Consider the following 14,746-nt stretch of genomic DNA (forward strand, 5'->3'; position numbering starts at 1 on the left):
CGGGCTGCCGGTCGGAGCGATTGTTTGCTGCCGGGAGGTAAGCCCTGAAATTTTAGGGCAAGAAGCGCCGAAAAGAAACGTCGGCCGCTAAGGTTCGAGTAGCGGGCACTTTTCCCCGACACATTGTCCGGCTTTGCCGACGATAGGGTACCCGCCCACCGATGGAATATTCGGCGCATCCTGCCGGGCAGTGTGCCGGCGGCGCGGTTTTATACACCTTAGTTTCCAGAGCTGTAGTAAGGGGTTGGGGCTGGCGTGGGCGGAACTGGGCCTACCCGTGGCCGTATCGGGCCTGGCATGCTGGGTCGTGAAGCTGCAGAAGCCCATCAGCCGTCGGCGCTGCTGGCGGCCGGGGCTGCGCTGGCGGCCTGGAGGGCTTTCGCCGGGTGGGTGGCGGCTAAAAATGCCCGGGGTGGCGCAGCTTGGTGCCGTCGGCATTGAAGACCAAGGTGCGGCTGAGGTTGCTTTCGCAAGTGGCGGCTTCGTAGGTGATGACGGCGGTGCGGGCATTCACGAAGCGGGCCGCCTGGCAGATTTTCCGGCTCGGGTAATGGTCTATCAATGTGCGGCGCACGCTGGCCGGCAGGGCGCTGAGTTCCAGGGGGGCGCCGGTGGCCTCCACGTCGCCGTCGTTGCTGAACCGAACCAGCTGCACGGCCTGGCTTTGGGTGAAGCTGGCCTGGTACAGGCCCTGCGTCCTTTTCCACCGCACTTGGGTCGCAAGCGGGTAGTGCTGCTGCAAGGCCACGAAGGCCAGCGGCGGCACTCGGTCGGGGGAGATGAGTTGGGCCTGGCTGCCACCGGCCAGCAGCAGGGCCGCGCACAGCAAGAGGAAGGTTTTCATAGCGAGAGAGGGCCCTGATGGCAACGGTAAAGGTCCCGCGTCGTCTCGGGTTAGTACATGACGCCAGTCAAAACAAGCCCCTGATTATGGTCATGTTAGCCCGGTAAAGCGCGCTGAACAACAAGGACGTGTGACCACACGGGGTGGCCGCATTGGCCTAAGCCGGTTCCTGCACCCCAGCGTTGCCGAAACCGTTGCCACCCACGCCTTCCCGCCGGTGCTCACCTTCAAGCTGGCCTAAGCCAATCGGCGAGTTTGCCTGGCCGAAAACAACAACGCCCGACTGGTTATTCAGCCGGGCGTTGTCGTTTTCAAGCCTGAAATACCGCTGCCATTTCATCACAAGGGCATCGGCTGGGTGCGTGCGAAGTGCATCGCGCTGCCGACGTTTTACTTACTGCAGCGGGGCGCCGGCGTCGGCGTGCAGCCAGTCAATGCCCTTGCGGAGCCAGCGTTGTGAGGTTTCCTCGGGTGAGTTGGGCTCGGGTCGGAGATTGTAGTGCCACTCGGCCTGGGGCGGCAGGCTCATGAGGATGCTTTCGGTGCGGCCGCCGGTTTCGAGGCCGAAGCGGGTGCCGCGGTCGATGGCCAGGTTGAACTCGGCGTAGCGGCCGCGACGCACCAGCTGCCAGTGCTTCTCGCGCGCGGACCAGGGCAGGGCGCGGGTGTCGTGGATGATGGCCTGGTAGGCGCGGCCGTACACTTCGCCCACGTCCTGCACGAAGGCAAACAGCTCCTCAAACGAGCCGTCCTGGCCCACGGTGAGGCGGTCGAAGAAGAGGCCGCCCACGCCGCGGGTTTCCTGGCGATGCGGCACGTAGAAGTACTCGTCGGCCCAGGTTTTGAAGCGCAGATAGTAGTCCGGGTGGTGGCGCTCGCACACCTCCCGAATCTGCTCATGAAACCGGCGGGCCTGCGCCACGTCCACGTAAATGGGCGTCAAATCGAGCCCGCCGCCGAACCAGGCTTCGCCGTTGCCCGCCTCGAAATAGCGCACGTTCATGTGCGAGATGGGCACGCGCGGGCTGCGCGGGTGCTGCACCACGCTCACACCGGTGGCAAAGTAACGCCGGTCGGGCAGCTGCAGCGACTGCGCCACCTTTTCCGTGAGCCCGCCCCACACGGCCGAGAAGGCCACGCCGCTTTTTTCCAGCACTTCGCCGTCCTGCAGCACCCGGGTGCGGCCGCCCCCGCCGCCAGCGTGCTCCCAAGGGGTTTCGGCGAATTTGGTGCCGCTGCCATCGGCCAGCTCCAGCCGGTAGCACAGCCAGTCCTGAAAATGGCGCATCCAGTTTTCCACGATGGTGCGCGGGGGGGCAACGGCGAAATCAACGGAGGTATTCATAGTGAATGAGAATTGAAAAATGTGCTGAACGTCATGCAGAGCGCAGCGAAGCATCTCGCTTGGGACAGTAATCAGTGATTAGTGGTAGCACGCGAGATGCTTCGCTGCGCTCTGCATGACGTTCGTCTGAGTGATTATCTAGCTGGAGGCTAAACCCACGGAATGGTGTGATAAACCGAGCGGACGCTGGCCGCCTGCTGCGGCTCCGGGTGCTGCGCGCAGCGGGCACAGCAGGCTTCCTTGGCCGCATTGTAGCCGAGGGCGCGAAGCATCAGCACCGGAATCTGGGTGTGGTAAGCGCGCGTTTTGGCGTAGCAGCTGGCGAAGTATTCCACCAGCTGGCCGGCATTGGTGGGCGCGATAATGAGCAAATCGGCGTGCTCGCGGGCACAAAACTCATCGACGCCTTCCAGCCGAGACTCGTCTTCAACCAGGTGCTGGGTGACCGGGGCGGCCCAGGCCAGCTGGGTGGCGGCCGCCGTGAGGGCCTGCTTCAGGGGGCGCCGCTGGGGCCGGTCGAGGGGCGCGTAGAACTGTACCAGCTCCAGCGGCGCCGGGAAAGCGCCCGCCAGGCCCGAAAGCCGGCGCAGGACGCTTTTATCGAGCAGCCCAAATTCAGCGGAAAAGACCACGCGGCGCGGGAGCGAGCGCCGGCCCGGCGGCACTACCAGCACCGGGCAGGCCAGCCCCTCGGCCACCGACGCGGCGTGCGTGCTGGGGGTGGCCTGGTGGCAGCAGTCGATGTGTTCGAGGCTCATCACCACCAAGTCGGCGGCGCAGCGCACGGCTTCGGCCTGCACATGCTCGGGCAAAGTGCCCGCCAGCACCCGGTAGCGGTAGCGAATGCGGCGGCCATCCTGGCGGGTGAGCTGCTGGTAGCGCAGGCGCTCCACCAGGCTGCGCAGGCGCTGCTCCTCCGCGGCCAGCGTGGCGGGCGCATCGGCAGAAGCACCGGGGAGGCAGTGCAGCAGCACTACTTCGGCGGGCCAGCGCACGGCCAGCTTGTTGGCGTAGGCCAGCGTAGGTTCGGCCGCGGCGGTCAGGTCAAGCGGAACGAGGATGGTTTTCATGAATTTGCAGTAAAGCCTGAGATGAGGAATGAAAAAATCAAAAGCTAGTGGCACACATGCACGGTAGCCGGTTGGGCAGCGCTGGTTTTGAGCGTAGGAGAGCCTAGGTGCGGACTTAGGTAGGGAATGCCCAGGCCCAGCCCGCGCACGATGAACAGCACCGCCAGCCCCGACGCGGCGTAGGGCACCACCCGGCGCATGCGCCCGCGCCAAACCAGCGGCACCAACTGGCCGCTCAGCGAAAGCCCGAACATCAGCGGCAGGGTGCCCAGCCCGAAGCAGACCATGTAGGCCGCCGCGGCCGCCACGCCCGGCGCACTCAGGGCTCCGGCCAGCGCCAGGTACACGAGGCCGCAGGGCAGCAAGCCATTCAGCACACCGGTGCCATACAGCGCTGGCCCGGAAGCCTGCTGAAACAGGCGGCCCAGCGTGGTTTTCACCCAAGCCAGCGGCCGGTTCAGTCCCAGGAAACTGGCAACGCGGCCGGTGTAGCGCTCTGGCACCGCCACCAAGAGCAAAATCAGTATTCCCGAGGTAATGGACAGGCTTTGCTGCGCGCCGGCCAGGCGCAGGCCGTGGCCCGCTAGGCCCGCCCCGGCCCCCAGCGCGGCGTAAGTGGTGACGCGGCCCAGATTATAGAGCAGCCGCCCGCCGGCGTAGCGCAGCGACGACGCTTCTGCCCGGCCCGGCAGTGCCAGCGCAATGGCTCCGCACATGCCCACGCAGTGGAAACTGCCCAGCAACCCAAACAAAAAGCCAGCCCAGAGCATGTTTTACGGAATAACGGTGAGTTCCTGGTCGACGAAATAGGCCTGCCCGCCCGCGGTGAAATCGAGGCGCACGCGCCAGTAGCCGGGCCGCATTTGGCGAGTGTTGATGCGCTGCTCCAGGTCGGCGGTGGGCCGCAGGGGCAGCGCGAAATCCAGCTTTTGGTCCGAAGGCCGGAAGAAGTGTATCTGGCCCTGCACCGCTTGGCTGGCCAGCGTGGCGGGCAGCTGCAGGGTGAGAACCTGGGCGGCCCCGTCGTAGCGCAACCGCACAGGTGCGGGCAGCGCGGCGGTACGCGCCACTGTTTCCATGCGCTGCTGAAAAGCCAGTTCCTGCTTGTAGTAGTCGGTGCTCACCAGCTCCACGTTGGTGCGCATGGCCTGCTGCACCATGCTGCCGATGTAAACCGCAAACAGCACGAAAGTGGCAATGATGGCGTAGGGCCACAGGTTGCGCTTAGAGGTGGTAGGGGCGGAGGTGGTCATGGTTTAAAGGATTTGTCAGCACATCATGCAGAACGAATCAGAACGGTCGCTGAACGCAGTCGAAGCATCTCTACTGCTTCGTTGAATCGATTGAATTACTTGCGCAGTAGAGATGCTTCGACTGCGCTCAGCATGACGGGCAACTGCCATTGCAAGCCGTTGCTACAGATTCGCCACTGGTTTGCCTGTTGACTGCTCTTTTTCGCCCTGCGCCGGCTTGGCATTGGCGGGGTGCGTGCCGTGCAAACTGAGGGCGTAGGATGTTACCTGGAGAATCTGTTTGCCGGAAAGCTTGCCCTTCCAGGCCACCATACCCTTGCCGTTCACGCCGAATTTGATGGTTTTGTAGACGTGGTTTAGCTCGCCGCCGTGCAGCCAGTAGTCGTCGGTCAGGTTGGGGCCTACTTTGCCTTCGGCGTTGGCGCCGTGGCAGGGGGCGCAGTTGGTGGCGAAGATGCTTTTGCCGCTGCTCAGGTCGGCCGGCGCGGTGAGGGCCGTGTAGGTGGTCACCTGATTGGGGTCGTCGGGCGTGGCGGCGATGAGCAGGGCGGCCTGCTGCATTTCGGCGGCGTATTCGGCGCCTTGCAGCTGGCCGGTTTTCAGCACGTGGTAGTATGTCACGTAGCCGATGGCGAAGACGATGGTGGCGTAGAAACCGTATTTCCACCACGGCGGCAGGTCGTTGTCGAACTCGTGGATGCCGTCGTAGTCGTGGTCCAGCAGTTCGTCGCGCACGTCGCCCCGCACCAGGCGGGCGTCGCCCACCAGCAGGCCCAGCACGCGGCCGCTCCAGGTGTCGTGCACCGTGGGCAGGGCGTATAGCTGGCGCAACTGCGGCTTCATCCAGCTGAGCAAGGCCACGAACAGCAGCACAAACACCATCAGCACCAGCACCAGTGTGGTCAGCACGAACCAGAGCATGGTCCGCTGCGCGTCGGTGGCCGCGGTAGCGCCGGCTTCGGCCGCTTGCGCCAGGGCCGGGCGGGCGGCCAGCAGGGCCAGGCCGGCCGCGAATAAGGCTAAGCGGAGCGGTTTCATGCGTACACTTCTTCTGGCGTGGCCACTGGTTCAGCCGCAACTTCGGCCACGGCGGCGCGAGCGGGCGCTGGTACAGCGGCGGCTTGCGTGGCGCCAGCGGCCTCGGGAGTTGCCGGCTCGGCTGGCTGCGCCTCGGAGCGGCGCTGGGCCGCCGAAGTCACCGAGGCGCCGGTGATGACGGCCATGAGCAGCACCACGCCGGCCGCCCACCATACCACCCAGCTCAGCACCGTGGTGGGTGTGGGGCCAGCAGCCGGAGCGGCCGCTTGGGCGGCGGCCACAAAGCCAGTGAGCAGGCCCAGGAAAGTCAGCGAAAGGGAGCGAAGAGTTAGCATAACACGTTGTGGTTAAGGGTGGCTTGAAGGGTTGAGTCGTCGTTGTCGAGCAGCGGCAGCTGGCTCATGGTATCGAGGTGCTGGCGCTTGCTCAGCAGCACGTACACCAGCAGGCCCAGGAAGAAGAGCCCGAAAATGGCCAGGGAGATTATTGGGTAGATTTCGACCCCGGCGATGGATTGCAAGACGTTCTTGTCCATGGTGGTTGGTTTTGGATGGATAAAGCCCGTCATGCTGAGCGTAGTCGAAGCATCTCTACCGCTTCGTTGATTCGGTGTTGATTACTTGCGCAGTAGAGATGCTTCGACTGCGCTCAGCATGACCAGCGGTTTTCTACTGAATGGATGCTGTAGCGGCAGCTGTAGCCTGCTCCGGCTTCACTTTAATGTCGGTGCCCAGGCGTTGCAGGTAGGCAATCAGGGCCACGATTTCCTTGTCGGGCATTACCTCAATGCCTTCTTTTTTCAGGTCGGCCACGATGCCCTGAGCTTGCTTCTGAGCGTCGTCCACAGCCACCTGGTCGAAGCCGGCGGGGTAGGGCGTGCCCAGGTTGCGCAGCACCTTAATCTTGGCCGGCAGGATGCTGTAGTCGATTTTCTGCTCGTACAGCCACGGGTAGGGCGGCATGATGGAGCCCGGCGACATGCTGGTGGGGTCCATCATGTGGTTATAGTGCCAGGAGTGGGGGTATTTCTGGCCCACGCGCTGCAAGTCGGGGCCGGTGCGCTTGCTGCCCCACAGGAAGGGCCGGTCGTAGATGTACTCGCCGGCTTTGGAATACTCGCCGTAGCGCTCGGTTTCGGAGCGGAAGGGGCGCACCATCTGGGTGTGGCAGTTCGAGCAGCCTTCGCGGATGTAGAGGTCGCGGCCCTGCAGCTCCAGCGGCCGGTAGGGCTTCACCGAGACAATGGTGGGCACGTTCGACTTCACCAGAAAGGTCGGAATCATCTCCACCGCGCCGCCGATGAGGATGGCCACCGTGGCCCCCACGGCCAGCTGGAAGGGCCGGCGCTCCAGCCAGCGGTGCCAGTGGCCGCCCTGGGCGTGCGGGTCCTGGGCTTCGGGCAGCAGGGCGGGGGCTTCGGCTGGCTCGTTGGCCAGCAGCGTGCCGGCTTTGGCCGTTTTATACAGGTTGAATAGCAGAAGAAACACGCCGCTCAGGTAGAGCAGCCCGCCGATGCCACGCAGGTAGTACATGGGCACCAGTTGCAGCACGGTTTCGAGGAAGTTGGGGTATTGCAGCATGCCCTCGGCGTTGAACTGCTTCCACATCAGCCCTTGCGTGAAGCCGGCCCAGTACATCGGAATGGCGTAGAACAGGATGCCCAGCGTGCCCAGCCAGAAGTGCGTGTTGGCCAGTTTCGTGGAGAAAAGCGGCGTTCGGTAGAGGCGCGGCCACAGCCAGTAAAGCATGCCGAAGGTGAGGAAGCCGTTCCAGCCCAGGGCGCCCACGTGCACGTGGGCCACAATCCAGTCGGTGAAGTGCGCAATGGCATTCACGTTCTTGAGGCTCAGCATGGGGCCCTCGAAAGTGGCCATGCCGTAGGCCGTGATGGCCACCACGAAGAACTTCAGCACGGGGTCGGTGCGCACCTTGTCCCAGGCGCCGCGCAAGGTCAGCAGGCCGTTTATCATGCCGCCCCAGCTCGGCGCAATCAGCATGATGCTGAAGGCCACGCCCAGGCTCTGGGCCCAGTCGGGCAGGGCGGTGTAAAGCAAGTGGTGCGGCCCGGCCCAGATGTAGATGAAAATCAGGGCCCAGAAGTGAATGATGCTCAGGCGGTAGCTGTACACCGGCCGGCCCGCGGCCTTGGGCAGGAAGTAGTACATCATGCCCAGGTAGGGCGTGGTGAGGAAAAACGCCACCGCGTTGTGCCCGTACCACCACTGCACCAGCGCGTCCTGCACACCAACGTACATCGAGTAGCTTTTCAGGAAGCTCACCGGCATTTCCATCGAATTGACGATGTGCAGCACGGCTACGGTGAGGAAGGTGGCGATATAGAACCAGATGGCCACGTACAAGTGCCGCTCGCGCCGCCGGGCAATGGTGCCGAACATGTTCCAGCCAAACACCACCCACACCAGCGTAATGGCAATGTCGATGGGCCATTCCAGCTCCGCGTATTCCTTGCTGGTGGTGAAGCCCAGCGGCAGCGTGGCCACGGCCGACAGAATAATCAGCTGCCAGCCCCAGAAGTGGATTTTGCTGAGCACGCCCGAAAACATGCGCGTGCGGCACAGGCGCTGCAAGGAGTAGTACACGCCCGTAAAAATGCCGTTGCCCACGAAGGCAAAAATGACGGCGTTGGTGTGCAGTGGCCGGATGCGGCCGAAGGTGGTGTAGGCCGTCCCCATGTTGACTTCGGGCCGGGCCAGCTCGAAAGCCGCCAGCACGCCCACCAGCATCCCGATAATGCCCCAGACGACCGTGGCAATGCCAAAGTCGCGGACAATCTTGTTGTCGTAGAAAAAGGTTTCGATTCCGCGGGGGGGTGGCGGGGCCACGGGCCGCGGCAGCGTGGCCGCAGTAGGTCCTTGTAATTCAGCTTGCATAGGCCTTAGAAGAGTGTTTTTTACTGCTTCAAAGGTCCCGCAGGCCTATTTTCAGGAGGATGACGAAAATCAGGTAGCTGCCTGATTGATTTCAGTAGAAGGTGCTGCCAATGGGCGCTGAATATTCTTATCCTCCGTTTCCTCAAACAACATCCGCACGGCCGGCGTGTAGGTGTCCTCGTACTGGCCCGAGCGCACCGCCCACAGGAAAGCGCCCAAAAAAAGCAGGGCTACCACGAGGCTGATGCTAATGAGCAGGAAAATAATAGTCATGGTTGGGGTGGTGTAGAGACGCGACACTTCGCGTCTCGGCGTTGCACGATAAAAGGGCCAAACGGCGCGGACGCCGAGAAGCGAAGTGTCGCGTCTCTACATCGTTTAGCCAGTTAAAGCCCCCGCCGCCGGGCCGCTAGCCGCACCAGCAGCGTGGCAAACACCATCACGCTGAGCGAGCTGATGGGCATGAGGATGGCCGACGCAATGGGCGTGAGCAGGCCCTGCACCGCCAGGCTCAGGCCAATGCCGTTGTAGCAAAAGGAGAGTCCGAAGGTGGCCAGCACGATGTGCTGGCAGGCGCGGGCGAAGCGCAGAATGGTGCCCAGTTGGCCAAAACTGCTAGCTTCGAGGATGGCGTCGCAGGCCGGCGAGAAGTTGGTGAGCGTTTCGGTCAGGGCAATGCCGACGTCGGCCCGTTGCAAGGCGCCGGCGTCGTTCAGGCCGTCGCCCACCATCACCACCCGGCGGCCCTGCCGCTGCAAGGCTTCAACGAAAGCCAGCTTATCGAGCGGCGACTGTTGGAACCGCAGCTCGGCCCCGGCCCCGAAGTGCTGGCGCAGTCGGGGGGCATCCGCGTCGTTGTCGCCGGTGAGCAGCGCCAGCCGGTAGCGCTGGCCCAACTGCTGCAACAGCGCCGGCAGGTGCTCGCGGTACTGGCTGCGGATGTCGTAGCACCCGGCCGGCTGCCCGTTCAGGGCCACGTACACTTGGCTATTCGCTTCTCCCGGCGCTTTTTTGGAAGCATTGGCTCCGACAAAAGCCGCCGAGCCCACCCGAACCCACGTGCCGCCCACCCGGCCACTGATGCCCTGCCCGAGTGTTTCGGTGTATTCTTCCACCTTGAAATCAGCCGGCCCCAAATGCGCGGCCAGCCGCTGGCTCAGCGGGTGCGTGGAGTGGTGGACGAGGGCGGCCACGCGCTGGGCATCGGCGGGGGAAAGGGCCGGGCCGGAGAAGCTGACGGCGGCGCGGCTGGCATCGGTGAGCGTGCCGGTTTTGTCGAATACCAGGGTGTCGGCACGGCTCAGCGTTTCGATGACGGCGGCGTTTTTCAGGTACAACTTCCGGCGGCCAAGCACCCGCAGCGCGGCGCCCATGGCGAAGGGCGTGGCTAACGAAAGGGCGCAGGGACAGGCAATAATCAGCACCGAGGTGAAGGCGCGCAGGGCCATTTGCGGGTGCTGGGGATACCAATACAGCACCGCGCCCACGGCCAGTGTGAGGGTGAGGGCCACGAAGTAGCGGCCCACGCGGTTGGCGTAGGTTTCGAGCGTGGGCCGGGTTTCTTTCTCAAAAGCCGGGTTGTTCCAGAGCTGCGTGAGGTAGCCCTGCGACACTTCGCGCACCACTTCCAGCTCCACGGCCTCGCCCACCTGCCGCCCGCCGGCGTACACCACCTCGCCCACGGCTTTGGCTACCGGCACGCTCTCGCCCGACACGAAGCTATAATCAATCAGCCCGGCGCCGCGCCGCAGCACGGCATCGGCGGGAATGATTTCCTGGTGGCGCACCCGGATGTGCTGCCCGGCCTGCAGCTCTTTCACCGATACCGACTGCTCGCCGGCTTTGGTGAGCAGGGTCACGGCCACCGGAAAGTAGGAGGTGAAGTCGCGGTCGAAGCGCAGGGCGTCGTAGCTGTGCTGCTGCACCCACTTGCCGATGAGCATGAAAAACACCAGGCCCGTGAACGAGTCGAAGTAGCCCGGCCCGCGCTGCGTGAGCACGTCGAACACGCTGGTGATGAAAAGCGCCGTGAGGCCGAGGCAGATGGGAAAATCGAGGTTGATGTAACGCTGCCGCAGCCCCTGCCAGGCCGACTGATAAAAGCCGCGCGCACTCACCAGCAGCACCGGCAAGGCCAGCAGCAAACTCAGCCCGCCGAAAACCCGCCCAAACAGCGCGTGCAGGCTTTCGGTGAAGGAAAAGTAGTCGGGGAAGGCCAGCAGCATCACGTTGCCGAAGCCAAAGGCCGCCACGCCCAGCTGGTAGTACAGCGTGCGGCTGGCCCGGTGGGGCTGCGCGCCCAGCTCGGCCAGCGTAATCTGCGGCTCGTAGTTGAGGGCGGCCAGCAAAGTCACCACGTCCTTGAGGCTGGTGGCGGCCGGCTGGTAGCTCACCGTGAGCTCCTTGCGCAGGAAATTTACCCGCGACTCCCGAATGCCCGCGTTCAGCTTGAACAGGTTTTCGAGCAGCCAGATGCAGGACGCGCAGTGCATCTGCGGGATGCTGAGCGTGAGCCGGGCCAACGCGGGCGAGCGGAAGGCCAGCAGCTGGCTCTGCACCGATTCCAGGTCGAGGTAGTCGAAGCGGCCGGGCAGTTCCACGGCTTTCACCTTCTGGCCGGCCTGGGCATCGAGCTGGTAGTAGCCGCACAGGTTGCTGGCGTCGAGCAACTCGTACACCGCCTTGCATCCCTGGCAGCAGAAATGCAGTGCGGGCCGGCTGCTTAGCCGGATGGGGTCGTCGGGGCAGTCGTCGCCGCAGTGGGTGCAGGCCACGCGGTTCAGGGTGTCGGGGGCAGCGGTAAGGGGCACGGGCAGGAGGCTGATGGCAGCCCCAAAGCTCCGGTTGGCTTCACCTGCAAAGGCTGATAAAAGTCAGGTGGGAGGCTGATTCATTTCAGCCGTTCTTATCGGCTGGGGCTAAGTAAAAACAGCATAATAGATTTGCCACCGCCCCTGCTAAGATGCTGCACAATGGGGCCTAGAGTGATAATTTGCTATTGCCTGAAGCTATGGGTGAGTATTCGTGGCTGCCGGCCGTTGCAATGATGGAATTATGGTCATCTTGGCCGTGTCATGTGCCTAAAACCTCACTCATGAACCGTAAAACCATTCACTCCTGGCTGCCACTGGCTTTCTTTGCCCTGGTGATGCTCACGCCGTTGCGGCCCATCGTGCTGGGTGGGGTGCAGCGGGGCCTGCTGGCCACCGGGCTCTGGAATGCTGCGCCCGTGGCGCGGACCACTCCGCTGCCGGTGGTGCTGGCTGGCGGCGCTGCCTACCCGCACAATCTGCCGATGGCGACGCTCAACGGGCGGGCTGTCAACCTGAGCGACCTGAAAGGCAAGGTGGTGTTTGTGAATTTGTGGGCCAGCTGGTGCCCGCCCTGCCGGGCCGAGATGCCGGGCATCGAGGCGCTGTACAGGAAAGTAGATAAGTCGAAGGTAGCTTTCGTGATGCTTTCGCTCGATGATGACGCCGCTAAGGCCCGGAAGTTTGTGGAAAGCCAGGGCTACACCTTTCCGGTGTATTTGCGCACTGGCCAGCTGCCCGCACCATTCGACTCCAATTCCATTCCGTCCACGGTCATTCTGGGGCCCGACGGGCAGGTGGCCGCCCGCCACGACGGCATGGCCGAGTACGACACGCCCGATTTTAAAGCGGCGCTGGATAACCTGGCAAAATCGGTGCGGTAGGCTTTCGGTAGGTTTTGGGCACATAAGCTCGCCGCTGAGCCGGGCCACGTGGCCCGAGCCGCTACCAGTGGCCGGATGTGGCCGCGGCAGCGGACCATCAGCGCCTGCTAGCCGGCAGTTTCGCGGGTTCAAAAACCAGCCGGTAGCGGCCACGCGCACAGCGCGGACCCGCCCGATAGGCCACCGCTGTGGCGGCGAAGCACCGGGGCGCACCGGGCATTCTGCCGGGGTCGGAATCGGCTAAATGGGGCTTTTCGCCGTAAACACGGGGAATTTCCTTTTGCCCTATTGCTATGTCACGAACGATAATTGTTTCCAACCGCCTGCCCACAAAAGCCCTGCGCACCGACAACGGACTTGCTTTTCAGCCCAGCGAAGGCGGGTTGGCCACCGGCCTGGGGTCCATCTACCGGGCCAATGGCAACGTGTGGGTGGGCTGGCCCGGCTTGTTTGTGGAAGATGAAGCGGAAGCGGCCTTCGTGACCGAGCAGCTGGCCGCCGACAGCATGGCGCCGGTGTTTCTGACCGAGGCCGAAATCCGCGACTACTACGAGGGCTTCAGCAACGGCACGCTCTGGCCCACCTTTCACTACTTTGCCCAGCTGGCGCTCTACGACGAGGACATGTGGCGCGCCTACGTGGCCGTGAACGAGAAATTCTGCCGGGCCGTGCTGGCCCAGGCCGGCCCCGACGACACCACCTGGGTGCACGACTACCAGCTGCTGCTGCTGCCCGAAATGCTGCGCCAGGCGCGTCCCCAGGCCACTATTGGCTTCTTTCTGCACATCCCGTTCCCCAGCTACGAGCTGGTGCGGGTGCTGCCCTGGCGCACCGAGCTGCTGCGCGGCATGCTCGGGGCCGACCTCATCGGCTTCCACACCTTCGGCTACATGCGCCACTTTCTGAGCGCGGTATCGCAGCTGCTGGGCCTGCCCAACCAGCACGGCCAGATTGAAACGCCCACCCGCACGGTGCTCGTCGATGCCTTTCCGATGGGCATCGACCACCAACGCTACGCCGAAGCCGCCGCTTCCGAAACCGCCGAAAACCACGTGCGCGAGTACCGCGAGGCGCTGAAGGACGTGCGCGTGATTCTGAGCATCGACCGGCTCGACTACACCAAGGGCATTGCCCAGCGGCTGCGGGCTTTTGAGCTGCTGCTGCTGCGCTACCCCGAGTGGCGCGGCCAGGTGAGCCTGCTGATGGTGGTGGTGCCCTCCCGCGACCAGGTGGCGCAATACGCCGATTTGAAGGTGGAAATTGATGAATTGGTGGGCCGCATCAATGCCCAGTACCGCACCATTACCTGGAACCCGGTGCATTATTTCTACCGCTCTTTTCCTTTGGAGGAGCTGGCGGCCTTCTACCGCCTGGCCGAGGTGGCGCTCGTCACGCCCATGCGCGACGGCATGAACCTGGTGGCCAAGGAGTACGTGGCCAGCAAGGCCGACCAGCGCGGCGTGCTCATCCTCAGCGAGCGGGCCGGGGCGGCCCGTGAGCTGTCCGACGCCCTCATCATCAACCCCACCGACACCGGCCAGCTGGCCGAGGCCATGCACGAAGCCCTGGTGATGCCCGAGGAAGAACAAATGGCCCGCATGACCAACATGCAGGCCCTGGTGCGCCAGTACGACGTGTTTGCCTGGACCAAGCTGTTTATGGACCGCCTGGCCTATGCCAAAAGCCAGCAGCAAAACTTGGCCACCACCAGTCTCACGCCCACCGCCGCCCAGCAGCTCAGGCAGGAATACCACGCCGCCGAGCGCCGCCTGCTGCTGCTCGACTACGACGGCACGCTGGCGCCCTTCCACGCCAACCCCCAGCGCGCCCGGCCCGATGAGGAGTTGCGCCTGCTGCTGCGGGCGCTTTCCGACAACCCGCGCAACCGCGTGGTCATCATCAGCGGGCGCGACCGCCAGACCCTGGAAGCCTGGCTGGGCCACCTGCCGCTCGATTTCATTGCCGAGCACGGCGTGTGGCTGCGCAGCCCGGGCGAAGAATGGGCGCTGTTTCAGGAGTTGCGGGCCGACTGGAAGCAGGACATCCGGCCCGTGCTGGAGCTGTACGTGAGCCGCACGGCCGGCTCCTTCATTGAGGAGAAGGACTACTCGCTGGTGTGGCACTACCGCCGCGCCGATGCCGAGCTGGGGGCCAGCCGCGCCCGCGAGCTCACCAGCCACCTCACTTTCATGGCCTCCAACACCAATTTGCAGGTGATGGAGGGCAACAAGGTGGTCGAAATCAAGAACGCCGGCATCAACAAAGGCACGGCCGCGGCCCGCACCCTGGCCACCTACCAGCCCGACTTCATCCTGGCCATCGGCGACGACCGCACCGACGAGGACACCTTCCGCGCCCTCCCGCCCGATGCCTACACGCTGAAGGTAGGCAGCGCGCCCCGCTCGTTGGCGCGGTTCCACGTGAGCGGCACGGCAGCCGTGCGCAGCCTGCTGCGGGAGTTGCTGTAGATGCTGGCATTGAGCCTAAGCCAAAGAAGAACGTCATGCTGAGCGCAGCCGAAGCATCTCTACCGCACAACGCAATCTAATCAATGGGATTAGTCCTGCGGTAGAGATGCTTCGGCTGCGCTCAGCATGACGTGCCTTGGTCT

13 protein-coding genes are annotated in these 14,746 nt (G+C 63.9%); 2 read left to right on the top strand and 11 right to left on the bottom strand.

Features of this window, described 5'->3' with window-relative positions; genetic code table 11:
* Positions 1–397: 397 nt before the first annotated feature.
* The 11 genes from Q4S41_RS02385 to Q4S41_RS02435 all read right to left on the bottom strand — a co-directional run bounded on the left by Q4S41_RS02385 (position 398) and on the right by Q4S41_RS02435 (position 11,251).
* Positions 398–844 carry a hypothetical protein gene (locus tag Q4S41_RS02385; protein ID WP_305029530.1) on the bottom strand — a complete coding sequence of 149 codons (447 nt, stop codon included), beginning with the start codon at positions 842–844 and terminating at the stop codon, positions 398–400.
* Between the two features lie 394 nt (positions 845–1,238).
* A complete protein-coding gene (hemF, locus tag Q4S41_RS02390) occupies positions 1,239–2,189 on the bottom strand; it encodes an oxygen-dependent coproporphyrinogen oxidase (protein WP_305029531.1) in 951 nt (316 codons plus the stop codon).
* A 149-nt stretch (positions 2,190–2,338) separates the two neighbouring features.
* Positions 2,339–3,259, bottom strand: a complete 921-nt coding sequence (locus Q4S41_RS02395; protein ID WP_305029532.1) for a universal stress protein — start codon at positions 3,257–3,259, stop codon at positions 2,339–2,341.
* A 44-nt stretch (positions 3,260–3,303) separates the two neighbouring features.
* Positions 3,304–4,029 carry a sulfite exporter TauE/SafE family protein gene (locus Q4S41_RS02400; protein ID WP_305029533.1) on the bottom strand — a complete coding sequence of 242 codons (726 nt, stop codon included), beginning with the start codon at positions 4,027–4,029 and terminating at the stop codon, positions 3,304–3,306.
* 3 nt (positions 4,030–4,032) lie between these two features.
* The gene (locus Q4S41_RS02405) at positions 4,033–4,512 is read right to left on the bottom strand and encodes a FixH family protein (RefSeq protein ID WP_305029534.1); all 480 of its coding nucleotides are present in this window, start codon (positions 4,510–4,512) and stop codon (positions 4,033–4,035) included.
* A 162-nt stretch (positions 4,513–4,674) separates the two neighbouring features.
* A complete protein-coding gene (locus Q4S41_RS02410; protein WP_305029535.1) occupies positions 4,675–5,550 on the bottom strand; it encodes a cbb3-type cytochrome c oxidase N-terminal domain-containing protein in 876 nt (291 codons plus the stop codon).
* Positions 5,547–5,885 (bottom strand): hypothetical protein, encoded by a 339-nt coding sequence (locus tag Q4S41_RS02415; protein ID WP_305029536.1) that lies wholly within the window; start codon positions 5,883–5,885, stop codon positions 5,547–5,549. Before Q4S41_RS02415 ends, Q4S41_RS02410 begins: the two co-directional genes overlap by 4 nt.
* Positions 5,879–6,085: a hypothetical protein gene (locus tag Q4S41_RS02420; protein ID WP_305029537.1), complete on the bottom strand. Its 207-nt coding sequence runs from the start codon at positions 6,083–6,085 to the stop codon at positions 5,879–5,881. The genes Q4S41_RS02415 and Q4S41_RS02420 overlap by 7 nt, the downstream gene beginning before the upstream one ends.
* Positions 6,086–6,218: 133 nt before the next feature.
* The gene (gene ccoN / locus Q4S41_RS02425; protein WP_305029538.1) at positions 6,219–8,441 is read right to left on the bottom strand and encodes a cytochrome-c oxidase, cbb3-type subunit I; all 2,223 of its coding nucleotides are present in this window, start codon (positions 8,439–8,441) and stop codon (positions 6,219–6,221) included.
* A gap of 69 nt (positions 8,442–8,510) precedes the next feature.
* On the bottom strand, positions 8,511–8,714 hold the full coding sequence (gene ccoS, locus Q4S41_RS02430) for a cbb3-type cytochrome oxidase assembly protein CcoS (RefSeq protein ID WP_305029539.1): 204 nt from the start codon (positions 8,712–8,714) through the stop codon (positions 8,511–8,513).
* Between the two features lie 113 nt (positions 8,715–8,827).
* The gene (locus Q4S41_RS02435; RefSeq protein ID WP_305029540.1) at positions 8,828–11,251 is read right to left on the bottom strand and encodes a heavy metal translocating P-type ATPase; all 2,424 of its coding nucleotides are present in this window, start codon (positions 11,249–11,251) and stop codon (positions 8,828–8,830) included.
* Between the two features lie 284 nt (positions 11,252–11,535).
* Here Q4S41_RS02435 and Q4S41_RS02440 point away from each other — a divergent pair, with 284 nt between their 5' ends.
* The gene (locus Q4S41_RS02440) at positions 11,536–12,135 is read left to right on the top strand and encodes a TlpA family protein disulfide reductase (protein ID WP_305029541.1); all 600 of its coding nucleotides are present in this window, start codon (positions 11,536–11,538) and stop codon (positions 12,133–12,135) included.
* Positions 12,136–12,428: 293 nt separating this feature from the next.
* Positions 12,429–14,603: a bifunctional alpha,alpha-trehalose-phosphate synthase (UDP-forming)/trehalose-phosphatase gene (locus Q4S41_RS02445; protein WP_305029542.1), complete on the top strand. Its 2,175-nt coding sequence runs from the start codon at positions 12,429–12,431 to the stop codon at positions 14,601–14,603.
* The last annotated feature ends 143 nt before the right edge of the window (positions 14,604–14,746 follow it).

The sequence above is a fragment of the Hymenobacter convexus genome (assembly GCF_030580955.1).
In the GTDB taxonomy this organism is placed as follows: domain Bacteria; phylum Bacteroidota; class Bacteroidia; order Cytophagales; family Hymenobacteraceae; genus Hymenobacter.

What these genes read in the sequence shown, in the direction of transcription:
- Q4S41_RS02385 (WP_305029530.1), bottom strand. Translation starts at nt 844, where the DNA reads ATGAAAACCTTCCTCTTGCTGTGCGCGGCCCTGCTGCTGGCCGGTGGC.
- hemF (WP_305029531.1), bottom strand. Translation starts at nt 2,189, where the DNA reads ATGAATACCTCCGTTGATTTCGCCGTTGCCCCCCCGCGCACCATCGTG.
- Q4S41_RS02395 (WP_305029532.1), bottom strand. Translation starts at nt 3,259, where the DNA reads ATGAAAACCATCCTCGTTCCGCTTGACCTGACCGCCGCGGCCGAACCT.
- Q4S41_RS02400 (WP_305029533.1), bottom strand. Translation starts at nt 4,029, where the DNA reads ATGCTCTGGGCTGGCTTTTTGTTTGGGTTGCTGGGCAGTTTCCACTGC.
- Q4S41_RS02405 (WP_305029534.1), bottom strand. Translation starts at nt 4,512, where the DNA reads ATGACCACCTCCGCCCCTACCACCTCTAAGCGCAACCTGTGGCCCTAC.
- Q4S41_RS02410 (WP_305029535.1), bottom strand. Translation starts at nt 5,550, where the DNA reads ATGAAACCGCTCCGCTTAGCCTTATTCGCGGCCGGCCTGGCCCTGCTG.
- Q4S41_RS02415 (WP_305029536.1), bottom strand. Translation starts at nt 5,885, where the DNA reads ATGCTAACTCTTCGCTCCCTTTCGCTGACTTTCCTGGGCCTGCTCACT.
- Q4S41_RS02420 (WP_305029537.1), bottom strand. Translation starts at nt 6,085, where the DNA reads ATGGACAAGAACGTCTTGCAATCCATCGCCGGGGTCGAAATCTACCCA.
- ccoN (WP_305029538.1), bottom strand. Translation starts at nt 8,441, where the DNA reads ATGCAAGCTGAATTACAAGGACCTACTGCGGCCACGCTGCCGCGGCCC.
- ccoS (WP_305029539.1), bottom strand. Translation starts at nt 8,714, where the DNA reads ATGACTATTATTTTCCTGCTCATTAGCATCAGCCTCGTGGTAGCCCTG.
- Q4S41_RS02440 (WP_305029541.1), top strand. Translation starts at nt 11,536, where the DNA reads ATGAACCGTAAAACCATTCACTCCTGGCTGCCACTGGCTTTCTTTGCC.
- Q4S41_RS02445 (WP_305029542.1), top strand. Translation starts at nt 12,429, where the DNA reads ATGTCACGAACGATAATTGTTTCCAACCGCCTGCCCACAAAAGCCCTG.